The 14,224-nt window shown below is 74.0% G+C and carries 13 protein-coding genes; 5 read left to right on the top strand and 8 right to left on the bottom strand.

The window, feature by feature from the left end:
- Positions 1-79: 79 nt before the first annotated feature.
- Positions 80-1,096 (top strand): chitinase, encoded by a 1,017-nt coding sequence (locus tag AB0E77_RS28305; protein ID WP_361575853.1) that lies wholly within the window; start codon positions 80-82, stop codon positions 1,094-1,096.
- A gap of 5 nt (positions 1,097-1,101) precedes the next feature.
- Here AB0E77_RS28305 and AB0E77_RS28300 read toward each other — a convergent pair whose 3' ends face one another.
- The 5 genes from AB0E77_RS28300 to AB0E77_RS28280 form a co-directional block, all read right to left on the bottom strand.
- Entirely contained in the window at positions 1,102-1,701 is a 600-nt protein-coding gene (locus AB0E77_RS28300) for a hypothetical protein (protein WP_361575850.1), read from the bottom strand.
- 7 nt (positions 1,702-1,708) lie between these two features.
- Complete coding sequence (gene mqnC, locus AB0E77_RS28295) at positions 1,709-2,908, bottom strand: cyclic dehypoxanthinyl futalosine synthase (protein WP_361575848.1); 1,200 nt, start codon at positions 2,906-2,908, stop codon at positions 1,709-1,711.
- Positions 2,909-2,977: 69 nt separating this feature from the next.
- Positions 2,978-3,733, bottom strand: coding sequence for an A24 family peptidase (locus tag AB0E77_RS28290; protein WP_361576002.1), 756 nt, complete (start codon positions 3,731-3,733; stop codon positions 2,978-2,980).
- Between the two features lie 74 nt (positions 3,734-3,807).
- Positions 3,808-5,553, bottom strand: coding sequence for a serine/threonine-protein kinase (locus AB0E77_RS28285; RefSeq protein ID WP_361575845.1), 1,746 nt, complete (start codon positions 5,551-5,553; stop codon positions 3,808-3,810).
- Positions 5,554-5,616: 63 nt separating this feature from the next.
- Entirely contained in the window at positions 5,617-6,465 is an 849-nt protein-coding gene (locus tag AB0E77_RS28280) for a menaquinone biosynthesis protein (protein WP_361575842.1), read from the bottom strand.
- Positions 6,466-6,746: 281 nt separating this feature from the next.
- On the opposite strand from AB0E77_RS28280, the gene AB0E77_RS28275 reads away from it, so the two are divergent.
- Positions 6,747-6,950 carry a cold-shock protein gene (locus AB0E77_RS28275; protein ID WP_004984723.1) on the top strand — a complete coding sequence of 68 codons (204 nt, stop codon included), beginning with the start codon at positions 6,747-6,749 and terminating at the stop codon, positions 6,948-6,950.
- Between the two features lie 163 nt (positions 6,951-7,113).
- Complete coding sequence (locus AB0E77_RS28270) at positions 7,114-7,758, top strand: methyltransferase domain-containing protein (protein WP_361575839.1); 645 nt, start codon at positions 7,114-7,116, stop codon at positions 7,756-7,758.
- 36 nt (positions 7,759-7,794) lie between these two features.
- Here AB0E77_RS28270 and AB0E77_RS28265 read toward each other — a convergent pair whose 3' ends face one another.
- Positions 7,795-9,720: an AMP-binding protein gene (locus AB0E77_RS28265; protein ID WP_361575836.1), complete on the bottom strand. Its 1,926-nt coding sequence runs from the start codon at positions 9,718-9,720 to the stop codon at positions 7,795-7,797.
- A gap of 223 nt (positions 9,721-9,943) precedes the next feature.
- Positions 9,944-11,230: an acetyl-CoA C-acetyltransferase gene (locus AB0E77_RS28260; protein WP_361575833.1), complete on the bottom strand. Its 1,287-nt coding sequence runs from the start codon at positions 11,228-11,230 to the stop codon at positions 9,944-9,946.
- Positions 11,231-11,339: 109 nt separating this feature from the next.
- Here AB0E77_RS28260 and AB0E77_RS28255 point away from each other — a divergent pair, with 109 nt between their 5' ends.
- Positions 11,340-12,644 carry a 3-oxoacyl-ACP reductase gene (locus tag AB0E77_RS28255; RefSeq protein WP_361575830.1) on the top strand — a complete coding sequence of 435 codons (1,305 nt, stop codon included), beginning with the start codon at positions 11,340-11,342 and terminating at the stop codon, positions 12,642-12,644.
- The gene (locus tag AB0E77_RS28250; protein ID WP_361575827.1) at positions 12,644-13,513 is read left to right on the top strand and encodes a MaoC/PaaZ C-terminal domain-containing protein; all 870 of its coding nucleotides are present in this window, start codon (positions 12,644-12,646) and stop codon (positions 13,511-13,513) included. The genes AB0E77_RS28255 and AB0E77_RS28250 overlap by 1 nt, the downstream gene beginning before the upstream one ends.
- On the opposite strand, the gene AB0E77_RS28245 is transcribed toward AB0E77_RS28250, so the two are convergent.
- Positions 13,498-14,118, bottom strand: a complete 621-nt coding sequence (locus tag AB0E77_RS28245; protein ID WP_361575999.1) for a TetR/AcrR family transcriptional regulator — start codon at positions 14,116-14,118, stop codon at positions 13,498-13,500. The two genes, AB0E77_RS28250 and AB0E77_RS28245, sit on opposite strands and share 16 nt — an antisense overlap.
- Positions 14,119-14,224 lie beyond the last annotated feature (106 nt).

Here is a 14,224-nt window from a genome sequence, read left to right as displayed (position 1 = left end):
GCTCGGACTTCTCTCAGGAAAGCCCCAGCCGCCCGTGAGACATTCACTCGTCCGACGACGAGAACGGGAGCGTGCGCACATGAGGGCTTACCGGAAGGCGGCCGCCGGGTGCGCCCTGTTGCTGGCCCTGGCCGGCGCCGGCTGTTCCGGGCAGGACGGTACGACCGACGCGGCCGGTACGGCGCCGTCGGCCACCACCACACCGTCCGCATCCGCGCAGGGCACCGCCTACGCCCCCTACGTCAGCGCCACCACGGCCTCCGCCGACGACACGGCGGGCTCCCCGGCGACGTACAACCTGGCGTTCGTCATCGCCTCCGGCGACGGCTGCGAGCCGCGCTGGAACGGCGTCCAGGAGATCGGCGACGCCTCGGTCGCCGCCCGCATCGCGAAGCTGACGGAGTCCGGCGCCGCCGTCCGGGTCTCCTTCGGCGGCGCCTCCGGCGAGGAGCTGGCGGCCACCTGCGACAGCGCCGCCGCGCTGGCGAAGGCGTACGGCGCGGCCCTGGACGCGGCGGGCGCCACGCGGGCGGACTTCGACATCGAGGGTGACGAGCTGACCGACACCGACTCGGCGGCCCTGCGCTCCGAGGCGATCGCGCTGCTCCAGAAGGAGCGCAGCGACCTGGAGGTCTCCTTCACGCTCCCGGTGATGCCCTCGGGCCTGGACGCCGACTCCCTCGCGCTGCTGGCGTCCGCCAACGACCACGGTGTGCAGGTCTCCACGGTCAACCTCATGACCATGAACTACGGCGAGTCCTACTCCGGCGACATGGGCGGGTACGCCCTCACGGCGGCGAAGGCCGCGCACACCCAGCTGAAGGAGGTCTTCGGGACATCGGACGCGGACGCCTGGCGGGGCATGGCGCTCACCTCGATGCTGGGCGTCAACGACGTCGCCGGCGAGACCTTCACCCTCGCGGACGCCGCGGAGGTCCGCTCCTTCGCCGAGCGGAACGGCATCGCCTGGGTGTCGATGTGGGCGACGTTCCGGGACCGGCAGTGCGGGGAGGACGCCTCCGCGGACGACGCACTGACCAGCTGCAGCGGGGTGGAGCAGGAGAGCGGCGCCTTCGCGAGGGCGTTCGCGGGATAGCGCGCTCAGCGCCGCCGGTACACGAGGCGGCCCGCGACGACGGTCGCCACGCACGTGGACGCGCCGTCCCGCACGAGCGCGGCCCGGTCGGGCACGTCGAACACCGCGAACCGCGCAGGCTTCCCGGGAGCGAGCCCGGGAAGCAGCACGAGCGGCACCGGGGAGAACGACGCGGGCCCGGGCAGGGAGGCCGGACGCCCCGCCAGGGCCAGCCCGGCACCGCGCACCGCGTCCAGGGCCGCGCGGCTGCGCAGTTCACCGGCGACGGCGACCGTGCCGTGCGCCAGCATCCGCTGCACCCCGCGGCGGGCACTGGCGCCCCGCGCGGACGGGTGGCCGTCGAGGAGTGCCCGCGCGCGCTCGCCGAAGACCGGCTCGGTGCCGAGCCGGTCCGCTTCGCGCGGGTCGGGGTGGTACGCCTGCTCCAGCAGTTCGGGGCCGTAAGGGTTGAGCAGTCCGGGCGTCAGGATGCCGGGCCACCGGCGCACCCGCGCCCGGGGATGACCGGCGGCCAGTTCCTCGTACGGGCCGACGGCGGCGAGTTGAGCGCCGTCGACCAGGACGGCCGCCTCGGGCGAGGCTTCGCAGGCGTGGATCGTCAGCACGGCGGCGTCAGTTGGAGGCGAGGAGCTTCAGCTCGGGGTGGGCCGTGCCGCCCTCGATGGCCGTGGACGAGATGTGGGAGACGACCCGCTCGTCGACGGGGTCGTTCGCCGGGTCGTCGTGCACGACGAGGTGCTCGTACGTCGTGGCGCGCTGCGCCGGGACGCGCCCCGCCTTGCGGATCAGGTCGATGATCTCGAGCCGGTTGGAGCGGTGCTTGGCGCCGGCCGACGACACCACGTTCTCCTCGAGCATGATCGAGCCGAGGTCGTCGGCGCCGTAGTGCAGGGAGAGCTGGCCGACCTCCTTGCCGGTGGTCAGCCATGAGCCCTGGATGTGGGCGACGTTGTCGAGGAACACCCGGGCGATGGCGATCATCCGCAGGTACTCGAAGAGCGTGGCCTGCGTGCGGCCCTTCAGGTGGTTGTTCTCGGGCTGGTAGGTGTACGGGATGAAGGCGCGGAAGCCGCCGGTGCGGTCCTGCACGTCCCGGATCATGCGCAGGTGCTCGATGCGCTCGGCGTTGGTCTCGCCGGTGCCCATCAGCATGGTGGACGTCGACTCGACGCCCAGCCCGTGCGCGATCTCCATGATCTCCAGCCAGCGTTCGCCGGACTCCTTCAGCGGGGCGATCGCCTTGCGCGGCCGCTCGGGCAGCAGCTCGGCGCCGGCGCCGGCGAAGGAGTCGAGCCCGGCCGCGTGGATCCGGGTGATGGCCTCCTCGACCGACACCTTCGAGATCCGCGCCATGTGCTCGACCTCGCTCGCCCCCAGGCTGTGGATGACGAGCTCGGGGAACTCCTTCTTGATGGCGGCGAAGTGCTTCTCGTAGTACTCCACGCCGTAGTCCGGGTGGTGGCCGCCCTGGAACATGATCTGCGTGCCGCCCAGCTCGACGGTCTCCGCGCAGCGGCGCAGGATGTCGTCGAGGTCGCGGGTCCAGCCCTTCTTCGTGTCCTTGGGGGCCGCGTAGAACGCGCAGAACTTGCACGCCGTGACGCACACGTTCGTGTAGTTGATGTTCCGCTCGATGATGTACGTCGCGATGTGCTCGGTGCCCGCGTACCGGCGCCTGCGGACGGCGTCGGCGGCGGCGCCCAGCGCGTGCAGGGGGGCGTCGCGGTAGAGGACGAGGGCCTCTTCGGGGGTGATCCGCCCACCGGCGGCGGCACGGTCGAGGACGATCTGAAGGTCGGCCTTCTCGGTCACCGGCGTCCCTTTCGGCAGGGTTGTGGACGGACTTGACCAGCCTACGCCAGCCCTTTTCCCCGGCCGCGCTCAGGCCGCGTACGCGCCCGCGAGGACGCCGAGGAAGGCGCCCGCGAGCAGGAACGGGCCGAAGGCGATGGCCGTCCCGCGCCCGGCCCGCCCGGCGACGACGAGGACGCCCCCGTACAGCGCGCCGAGCAGGAACCCGGCGAAGGTGCCCAGCATCAGCGTGGGCCAGCCGTACCAGCCGAGGACGGCACCGGCGCCCAGCGCGAGCTTGACGTCGCCGAAGGCCATGCCGGCGGGGTTGATGAGATGGAGCACGAAGTAGCCGGCGCCCAGCGCGAGGCTGCCCAGCAGGGCGGTGGTCCACCTGCCGGCGTGCTCGGGCACGAGCGCGGTGACGCCGAGCAGGGCGAGCGCGGTGCCGGCGAGCGGGAGGGTCAGGGGGTCGGGCAGCCGCCGCACCCGCACGTCGACGACGGCCAGCAGCACGCCGGCCGGCGCCAGCAGCAGCCAGACGGCCAGCTCGGGCCGGGTCCCGGTGGCGGCGGCGAGGGAGACGCAGGCCAGGGCGGTGAGGACGGCGGGAACGGCGGCACCGGGGCCGTACGCCGCCGCGACCGGCCCCTCCCGCACCGCGGACGCACACTGCCCGCACCGGGCCGGCCCGAGCCATCCCCGCACCGGGTGCGCGGCCGGGCACGCGTCGCGCCACGCCTCCCCCGGGGGCGCGGAGAAACGGTAGGCCGCCCGCGGCAGCAGCGCGCCCGCCGCGGCGCCCCAGAGCACGGCGACGAGGAGGACCAGCACATCGACGCTCAGCACGCGGACACCCTATGGGGGCCGGGCGCACGGCCGGTGGTGCTTCCCGCCGGTCCGGCCTTCCGTCCGAACTCCTACCCGACCTTGGACATCCGGGCCTGGGGCCTGCCCGACGCGGCGCTCTCGGAGGCGTATCGGAGGTCGTCGCCGACGGGGGTGAAGCGGACGGTCGTGGCCTCCTGGTTGCAGCCGCTGTGGTTGCCCTTCGCGCCGACCGAGGCGGCGACGATCTGCTTGTCCGTCACCTGCTTGAGCGTCAGGACGTCCACGCAGACGCCGCCCAGCTGGTCGGTCTGGCTCAGCCGCCCCAGCTCCTGGCCGACGCCGGCCCGCTTGATGGTGACGCGGAAGGTGCCCGCCGGCAGGGTGCCCCCGAGGGCGAGGCCCTGGCCCTCCCAGGTGCCGAGGTAGGCGGCCGGGACGGTGCCCTGGGTGCTTCCCGGGGCCGTGGCGGAGGCGGACGGCGCGTGGGAACCGTGGTCGGCGCCGCCGCCGGCGCTGTCCCGGTGCTCGCCCGGCAGCAGGTCGAACACGAACACCGAGCCGACGGTCACCGCGGCCAGCGCACCGGCCACGGCGAGGGCCACCGTGCAGCTGAGCCGGCGCCCGCGCCCGCCGTCCCCCCGTGTGGAGGTCGCCGCCACCTGGACGGACAGCTTTCCGGGACTCCGGTCACCGTCCCGCGGCCCTGGCACCGCGGTGGGGGACGGGGGTGTGCTCGGTGGCGGGGGCGTGGGCGCAGAGGCGGGAGCCCCGGCCGGCGCCCAGGGCCCCGGCATGACCGGCGGCGGCCCGAAGGCACCGCCCGGGTACGCACCCGCGGCGTCCGCCGGCACCGAGGGCCGGCTGAAGCCCACCGGCCCCGACCCCTGCTCGGACGCCGGACCGCCCTCCCCCGCCGCCTCCAGGTTGAGCAGCTGTACGGCGCTCCGGCTGACCTGTTCCACCAGCGTCCCCGGCAGCCAGCCGCCCGCGACCAGCCGGGCCGCGCCGTCCGGGGCGAGCCGTCGGGCCACCTCGGCGGGGGCGGGCCGGCCGCCGGGGTCCTTGGCCAGGCACGCGCGGACCAGGTCGCCCACCTCGCCGTCCAGGGCGCCGAGCTCCGGCTCCTCGTGGACGACCCGGTAGAGCAGAGCGGCCGAGGAGTCGCCGGGGAAGGGCGGCCGGCCGGTCGCCGCGAAGGCGAGGACCGCGCCGAGGGAGAAGACGTCGGCGGCGCCGGTGACGCCCTTGCCGAGGATCTGCTCGGGCGACATGTAGCCGGGCGAGCCGATCGAGACGCCCGTCGAGGTCAGGGAGGCGGTGCCTCCCCCGGACTCCGTCCGGGAGGTGCCCCCGGTCGCGCGGGCGATGCCGAAGTCGATCAGGAGGGGTCCGTCGAGGGTGAGCAGCACGTTGGACGGCTTCACGTCACGGTGCACCAGGCCCAGCTCGTGCACCGCGGTCAGCGCCTCGCCGAGCCCCGCGCCGAGCGCCCGTACGGAGTGGGCGGGCAGCGGGCCGCCGTCCGCGACGGCCGCGGTCAGGGAGGGTCCGGCCGCGTACGCGGTGGCGACCCAGGGCACGCGCGCCTCCGGGTCGGCGTCGAGCACGGGCGCGGTCCAGGCACCGCCCACCCGGCGGGCGGCCTCGACCTCACGGCGGAACCGGGCCCGGAACTCCTCGTCCAGCGCGAAGTGCGGGTGCACGATCTTCACGGCGACCGTGCGGCCGCCGGCGCTGCGGCCCAGGTAGACCCTGCCCATGCCGCCGGAGCCCAGCCGGCCGAGCAGCCGGTAGGGCCCCACGACGGTGGGTTCGTCGACATCGAGCGGCCGCATCGGTCCACCCCTCCCCCGTACGCCGGAACCTTCCAGCAGGGTAGTGGGCCGACGCGGCGGCGATCAGGGCCCGAGCAGTTCGACCTTCACGTCGGCCGGGAAACCGGTCGTCGGGCCGACCCGGCGGGCGAACTCCGCGACGGCCTCCAGCTGCGGGGTACCGAAGCGGAAGTCCAGGGTCGTGAAGTACTGCGCGAGGGTCTTCTCGTCGAAGTCCTCCCAGCGCGCCGCCTGCTCGGCGACCTTGTCGACCTCCTCCAGGGAGAGGTTGCGGGAGGCGAGGAAGGCCTCGTGCACCTTGCGGGCGATGACCGGCTCGCGGTCCACGTAGTCGCGGCGGGCCGCCCAGACGGCGAAGACGAACGGCAGGCCCGTCCACTCCTTCCACAGGGCGCCCAGGTCGTGGACGTCCAGGCCGAAGCGCGGACCGTCGATCATGTTGGCGCGCAGCGCCGCGTCGCCGATGAGGACGGCCGCGTCGGCCTCCTGCATCATCACGCTCAGGTCCGGCGGGCAGGTGTAGTAGTCGGGGCGGACGCCGAAGCGCTCGGCCAGCAGCAGCTGGGCGAGCCGGACCGAGGTGCGCGAGGTCGAGCCGAGGGCGACCCGGGCGCCGTCCAGCCGGTCCAGCGGAACCTGCGAGACGATCACGCAGGACATGACCGGGCCGTCGCAGCCGACGGCGATGTCGGGGAAGGCGACGAGTTCGTCGGCGTGCTTGAGGAACTCGACCAGGGTGACCGGCGCGACATCGAGATCGCCGCGCACCAGCTGCTCGCTGAGCTTCTCCGGGGTGTCCTTCGTCAGCTCGAAATCGAGGAGCGTTCCCGTTCTCGCGAGCCCCCAGTACAGAGGCATGCAGTTCAGGAACTGGATGTGGCCGACGCGCGGCCGGGTGCGAGAATTGTCCACATCGCGAGGCTAGCCCTCCCCCGGCGGGCGCCCGGCGGCACCCCCCGCCGTCAGCCGAATGGCACGTCCGTTCAAACATCCGGGTGAAGTGATCTTGGCCTCTGTTGCGCTCGGGGGGCTGCGTGCTAGGCTCACAGCAAGTTGCAGTTTGGTTTCCCTTGCAGTACAGAGCCTGCGGAGCATGTGACCGCGGGCTCTCGTCATTCTCAGACATAAGCAGTTGTGGTCTTCACACTTGCTGGTTCTGGAGCAGGGCAACCCTTTGAGCCCAAGGAGGGCTTATGGCTACCGGAACCGTGAAGTGGTTCAACGCCGAAAAGGGCTTTGGTTTCATCGCCCAGGAAGGCGGCGGCCCCGACGTCTTCGTCCACTACTCCGCGATCAACGCGACCGGCTTCCGGTCCCTCGAGGAGAACCAGCAGGTGTCTTTCGACGTCACGCAGGGCCCCAAGGGTCCGCAGGCGGAGAATGTCACTCCTGTCTGATTGACAGCAGTACCCAAGGAGCCCCGCGCCGTTGTGGCGACGGGGCTCCTGCCCTTTCCGGAGCCCGCTGTGAATTCCCCGTGAATTCCGGCCGCCGCGGAAGGCGGCGGGAACCGGACGCCGGCCGGCCCCGGCTGTCAGTGCCGGCCCCTAGGGTCCCGCCATGACCCACGACACCGGCTTCCTGGACACCGCCCGCACCTTCTACGACGCCATCGCCGAGGACTACTCCGAGCGCTTCCGCTCCGTGCTCGCCGACTCTCCGCTGGACCGGGCGCTGATGGGCGCCTTCGCCGAACTGGTGGGGCCGGACGGAGAGGTCGCCGACCTCGGCTGCGGGCCCGGTGTGGTCACCGCCCACCTCGCCTCGCTCGGCCTGAAGGTCTTCGGCCTCGACCTGTCCGCCGCCATGCTCGCGATCGCCCGCCGCGAGAACCCCGGCCTGCGCTTCGAGCAGGGCTCCATGCTGGAGCTGGACCTGCCCGACGGCGCGCTCGCGGGCGCGGTCTCCTGGTACTCGTCGATCCACACGCCGTGGGACCGGCTGCCGGACCTCTTCACGGAGGTGCGGCGCGTGCTGGTCCCGGGCGGGCATCTGCTCCTCGCCTTCCAGGTCGGCGACGAGCCGAGCCGCCTCGACCGGCCCTTCGGCCACCCGGTCGCCCTGGACTTCGAGCGGCGGCGGCCGGAGGCGATGGCCGGGCTGCTGGAGGCGGCCGGGTTCACCGTGCTGTCGCGGACGGTGCGCGTGCAGGAGGCGGACACCTCCGCGAAGGTCCCGCAGGCGTGTCTGATCGCCCGCCGCTGAGGCCGGCGTCCGCCTACCCCTCGTAGAGCCGTCCGCCTATCCCGCGTAGAGCCCCTCCACGACCTCGGCGAAGTCGCGCATGATCGCCTCGCGCCGGAGCTTCAGCGAGGGGGTCAGATGGCCCTCCCACTCCGTGAAGTCCCTCGGCAGGACGGCGAAGCGGCGGATCGACTCCGGGCGGGAGACCAGCTTGTTGGCCTCGTCGACCGCCCGCTGGAGCACCGCGCGGACCTCCTCGTCGTCGGTCAGCAGCTCCACCGGCACGGGGTGTTTGCCGTTCATGCGCCGCCAGTGCGTGATGCCGTCGAGGTCGAGGGTGAACAGGGCGCTGACGTAGGGGCGGCGGTCGCCCAGGACGATGCACTGGGAGATCAGGGGGTGGGAGCGCAGCCAGTTCTCCAGCGGGGCCGGGGCCACGCTCTTGCCGCCCGCCGTGATCAGCAGCTCCTTCTTGCGGCCGGTGATCGTCAGATAGCCCTCGTCGTCCAGGCTGCCGAGGTCGCCGGTGGGGAACCAGCCGTCGGGGGCGGCCGGGACGACGCCGCCCGCCTGGGGGTCCCAGTAGCCGTGCAGGACCTGGTCGCCGGCGACGAGGATCTCGCCGTCGGCGGCGATCCGGATCCGGGTGCCGGGCAGCGGCCAGCCCACCGTGCCCAGGCGCGGCTTCAGCGGAGGCGTCACGGTCGCCGCGGCCGTCGTCTCGGTGAGGCCGTAGCCCTCGAAGACCTCGATGCCGGCACCGGCGTAGAAGGCGGCCAGGCGGCGGCCGAGCGGGGAGCCGCCGCAGATGACGTGCCGGACCCGGCCGCCCATCGCGTTACGGATCTTGCGGTAGACGAGGGGGTCGTAGAAGGAGCGGGCGGTCCTCAGGGCACGGCCCGGACCGCCTCCCGCGCCGGTCTGGCGGGCCTCCATGGCCTCGCCGTAGCGCACCGCCACCGAGACCGCGCGGTCGAAGACCGTGGCCCGGCCGCCCGACTCGGCCTTGGCGCGCGCCCCGTTGAAGACCTTCTCCAGCATGTACGGAATGGTCAGCAGACAGGTCGGCCGGAAGGCGGCCAGGTCCGGGAGCAGGTCCTCGGGCGCCAGGCTCGGCGCGTGCCCGAGGCGGACCCGGGCGCGGACGCAGGCCACGGCGACCATCCGGCCGAAGACGTGCGACATGGGGAGGAAGAGCAGGACCGACGGTTCCTCCGACTGCGCCTTGAAGACGGGGTAGAGCAGTTCGATGGCGTTGTCCACCTCGGCGAAGAAGTTGCCGTGGGTCAGCACGCAGCCCTTGGGGCGGCCGGTGGTGCCGGAGGTGTAGATCAGGGTGGCGAGGGTGCTCGGGCTCAGCATGCCCCGGCGGACGTCCACCTCCGTGTCCGGCACCCGGGCGCCCAGCTCGGCGAGCTGGTCCACATGGCCCTTCTCCGTGATCCACAGGTGCCGCAGGTCCGGGAGGCGCTCCAGCTCCGGCCCGAGGGCCGCCGCCTGCGCGGCCGTCTCGGTGACCAGGGTGACCGCACCCGAGTCCTGGAGGATCCAGCGGACCTGGAAGAGCGAGGAGGTCGGGTAGACGGGGACCGTGACGAGGCCCGCGGCCCAGGCGGCGAAGTCCAGCAGCGTCCACTCGTACGTCGTCCGGGCCATGATCGCGATCCGGTCGCCCGGCATCAGGCCCTCGGAGATCAGGCCCTTGGCCACCGCCAGCACCTGCGCGGCGAAGGCGGCCGCCGTCACGTCGCTCCAGCGCCCGTCCGCGGACCTGCGGCTGAGGACCACCTTGTCGGGGACCGCGGCCGCGTTCTCGAAGGGCAGGTCGGCGAGGGAGCCGTGCCGCACCGGCGGGGCGAACGGCGGTACGTACGCCTCCCGCACGGCCCCGTCCAGGCGCCGCGTCTCGGGCGCCACCAGGGTGGGGCCGGGCGAGTCGGCGAACGCGGCGGAGGGGGCGAAGGAGGGAAGCGGGGTGGACACGGGCGGCTCCTGGGACGTGCAGCGGCGACTTTGCTCAGCTGCATGACGTACGTGCCTCGCGCGCCGAGGCGTTCATCGCCGGCCCCTGGGGGGACGCGGCCCTGACGAGGGGTTACCGGCGGTCAGGCTCCGGATCGTACGGGCCTCGCGTGGGGAGTCGGTGCGGGTTCGGGGACGGTCCGGGGCCGGGCGTGTGCAGCCTCGGGGGTTACCGGCGGGTAAGTCACGTTCGTTCCAGAACGGCCGTCACCCCCTGCCCACCCGCCGCGCACACGGAGACGAGGCCGCGCCCCGGTCCCTCCCGCTCGGCGAGCAGCCTGGCCAGCGTCGCGACGATCCGGGCACCGGTCGCCGCGAAGGGGTGACCGGTGGCCAGGGAGGACCCGGCCACGTTCAGCCGGGCGCGGTCCACCGGGGCCAGCCCCCGCTTCTCCCACGCCGCCAGCGTGGCCAGCACCTGCGACGCGAACGCCTCGTGGATCTCGACCAGGTCGAAGTCCTCGATGCCGAGCCCGGCCCGCTCCAGCATGCGCGGCACCGCGTACGCCGGCGCCATCAGCAGCCCGTCCTCGCCGCCCGCGACATCACCGCCGGCGAAGTCCACGGCCGCCGTCTCGTACGCCGTCAGGTATGCGAGCGGCTCCAGGCCCCGTACCCTCGCCCACTCCTCGCTCGCCAGCAGCACCGTCGCCGCGCCGTCCGTCAGGGGCGTCGAGTTGCCCGCGGTCATGGTGGGTCCGGGGCCGGACAGACCGAACACCGGCTTGAGCGCCGCCAGTTTCTCCGTCGTGGAGCCGGGGCGCAGGTTCTGGTCGCGCTCCAGGCCCCGGAAGGGCACCACCAGGTCCTCGAAGAAGCCGCGCTCGTACGCCGCCGCCAGGCGCCGGTGGCTCGTCGCCGCCAGTTCGTCCTGGGCCTCGCGGGTGATGCCCCAGGCGCGGGCGGTGACCGCGGCGTGCTCGCCCATCGACAGGCCGGTGCGCGGCTCGGCGTTGCGCGGGATGTCCGGGACCAGATGCGCCGGACGGACCTTCGCCAGCGCCTTCAGGCGGGCGCCGGCCGACTTCGCCCGGCGGGCCTCCAGCAGGATGCGGCGCAGCCGGTCGTTCACGCCGAGCGGCGCGTCGCTCGCGGTGTCGGCGCCACCCGCGACCGCCGACTCCGTCTGACCGAGGGCGATCTTGTTGGCGGCGGCGATCACGGCCTGGAGCCCGGTGCCGCAGGCCTGCTGGACGTCGTAGGCGGGCGTGCGGGCGTCCAGCGCCGAGCCGAGGACCGTCTCGCGGGCGAGGTTGAAGTCGCGGCTGTGCTTGAGCACCGCGCCGGCGACGAACTCGCCCACCGCGCCGGGCCCTTCCAGGCCGTACCGCTCGACGAGCGCGTCCAGCGCGGCGGTGAGCATCTCCTGGTTGGAGGCCGTGGCGTACGGGCCGTCCGAGCGGGCGAAGGGGACACGCGCACCGCCGATGACCGCGACGCGCCGGACCGACGGCGGCTTCAGGGGGCTCATCTCGTTCCGCTCCTCACCCGGGAAGACTGCACGACAAGGACTTACCTTCGGTAACCTTACTCCAGAGTAAGCATTTGTCGGAGTCCCTCACGCAAGCTGGGAGCCATTCATGGCCGACCGCTATCTGACCTTCACCGGCACCGCGCCCGGCCGCTTCCTGACCCGCAGGCTCGGCCTGCCCCGGCCCGCGGAGCTGATCCGCCGCACGCCCGGCACCCCGCGCCTCGTCGGCGGCCTGCTGCACCTGACCGCCGGCAGGACCGGCCTCGACCTCGCGCCCGTCCTCGCCGGCACGGGCCTCGGCCCCGACGACACCGGCCGCCCCGCCGCCGTCGTCCTCGACGCCACCGGCGTACGGGACGTCGACGCGCTCGCCGAGGTGCACGCCGCCCTGCACCCGGTCGTCCGGTCCGTCATCCCGAGCGGCCGGATCCTGGTGCTCGGCGCCCCGCTCGACGCCGCCGACCACCACCAGGCCGCCGCCCAGCAGGCGTTGGAGGGCTTCACCCGCTCGCTCGGCAAGGAGACCGGGCAGGGCAGGACGGTCAACCTGGTCCGGCTCACCGACGCCCACGCCGCCGCATCGACCCTCCGCTTCCTCCTCTCCCCCGGCTCCGCCTACGTCAGCGGCCAGGTGATCGAGGTCGGGCCGGGCGAGGTCACCGCCCCCGACGACTGGGACCGCCCGCTCACCGGACGCACCGCCCTGATCACCGGCGCCGCCCGCGGGATCGGCGCGTCCGTCGCCGAGACCCTCGCCGGACAGGGCGCCCACGTCGTCGTCCTCGACGTGCCCCAGGCCGAGAAGGACGCCCGCGACGTCGCCGAACGCCTCGGCGGCACCGCCCTCGCCCTCGACATCACCGCCGCCGACGCGGGCGACCGCATCGCCGCCGCCCTGCCCGGCGGCCTCGACGTCCTCGTCCACAACGCCGGCGTCACCCGCGACCGGCGCCTGGTCAACATGCCCGCCGACCGGTGGAGTTCCGTCCTCGACGTCAACCTCGCGAGCGTCCTGCGCACCACCGACGCGCTCCTCGCCGCCGGCGCCCTCCACCGGGGCGGCGCGATCGTGGCCACCGCCTCCATCGCCGGCATCGCCGGAAACGCCGGGCAGACCAACTACGGCGCGAGCAAGGCCGGCATCGTCGGTCTGGTGCGCGCCCTCGCGCCCCGGGCCCTCGCCGAGCACGGGGTGACGGTGAACGCGGTCGCGCCGGGCTTCATCGAGACGAGGATGACCGCCGCCGTCCCCCTCCTCATCCGCGAGGCCGGCCGCCGCATGAACTCCCTCGCCCAGGGCGGCCTCCCCGTCGACGTCGCAGAGACCACCGCCTGGCTGGCCCATCCGGCCTCGGGCACCGTCAACGGCCAGGTCGTCCGCGTCTGCGGCCAGAGCCTGCTGGGGGCGTGATGACCACCGACACCCCCACGACGGCACTCACCGCCCTCCCCGCCCTCCCGCCGCTCCTCGCGCGCGGGGCCCTGCTCTCCCCCCTCAAACGTCCTCGCCCGGACGCCGCCTTCCCCCGCACCCGGCTGACGGTCCCCGGCCTGCGCGTCGACCCGTCCCGCACGGCCGCCTACGAGCGGGTGTGCGGCTTCCCGGCGGGAACGGACACACTCCCGCCGGCATACCCGCACGTCCTCGGCTTCCCCCTCGCCATGCGCCTGATGAGCGACCGCGCCTTCCCGCTGCCGCTGCTCGGACTCGTCCACACGACCATCGACCTCACCCGCCGCGCACCGCTCCCGGCGGACGGAACCTACGACCTCGCCGTGCGCATCGACGCCCTGCACCCGCACCGGCGCGGCACCGAGGCCGTGGTCGTGACCGAACTGCGGGCCGGCGACGCCCTGGTGTGGGACTCCCGCAGCACCTACCTGGCCCGGCACCGCACCCGGGCACAGCGCCCCTCCCCCGACGCCCCGCGCGAGGAGGAGGCACCGCTGCCCGCGCAGGCCGAGTGGCGGCTGCCCGGCGACCTCGGACGGCGTTACGGCGCCGCCTCCGGCGACCGCAACCCGATCCACCTCCACCCGCTCACCGCCCGCCTGTTCGGCTTCCCCCGCGCCATCGCGCACGGCATGTGGACCGTCGCCCGCTGCCTCGCCGCACACGGCACACCGGACGCGGTCACGGTGCGGGCCGCCTTCCGGGCGCCCGTGCTGCTGCCGGGGACGGTGACCTACGGGGCCGCCGGCGGACGGTTCGAGCTGCGCGGCGGCGACGGCCGACGACTGCACCTGTCCGGCGAGGTCACTCCCTACCCAGCGGCCTGAGCCACCGCCTCCGCCTCTTCCGGGGGCGACCAGGGCCGGTCCGCCATCAGGCCGCCGAGGCCCGCCCAGGCGAAGTTCATCAGGGTCGCCGCCGCCTGCTTCGCGCTGACGCCCTCGGTGGCGCCCGCCCAGTCGGCCAGCGACTCGGCGGCCCCGACCAGGGCCTCGGCGAGCCCGGCGACCTCCCGCTCGGGCAGGTCCGGATCCCGGTGGGCGTCCCGCGCGGCGGCGGCGATCAGCTGCGTCACGAACGCGACGATCTCCGCCCGCATCGCCGCGGCCTCCGCGGCGAACCGCTCGCCGTGGGTGCGGGCCTGCAGGCGGAGCACCGCCCAGGCGTCGGGGTGGCGGGCGGTGTGGCTGAAGAACGCCCGCAGCCCCGACCACAGTTGCCCGTCGGCCGGCAGCCCCGGCCGCACCCCGGCCCGCACGGCCTCGGTCAGCGCTCGCGCCTCCCGGCGGATGCAGGCGGTGAAGAGGTCTTCCTTCGAGTTCAGGTAGAGATACACCAGCGGCTTGGACACGCCCGCGAGTTCGGCGATCTCGTCCATCGACGCCGCCATGTACCCGCGCTGCCCGAAGATGCGCACGGCGGCGTCCAGCATCTGCTGCTCGCGGACCGGGCGGAACCCGGCGGGCTCACGAGGCGGTGCGGAACCGCGGATGCGGCGGACAGGTCGGCGTGGGCGTTCCCGGGAGTGATCATGCGGG

The sequence above is a fragment of the Streptomyces sp. NPDC032940 genome (assembly GCF_040636935.1).
GTDB lineage: Bacteria > Actinomycetota > Actinomycetes > Streptomycetales > Streptomycetaceae > Streptomyces.
Note: the sequence above shows the minus strand (reverse complement) of the source record. Positions and strands in the feature narration are given on the sequence as shown.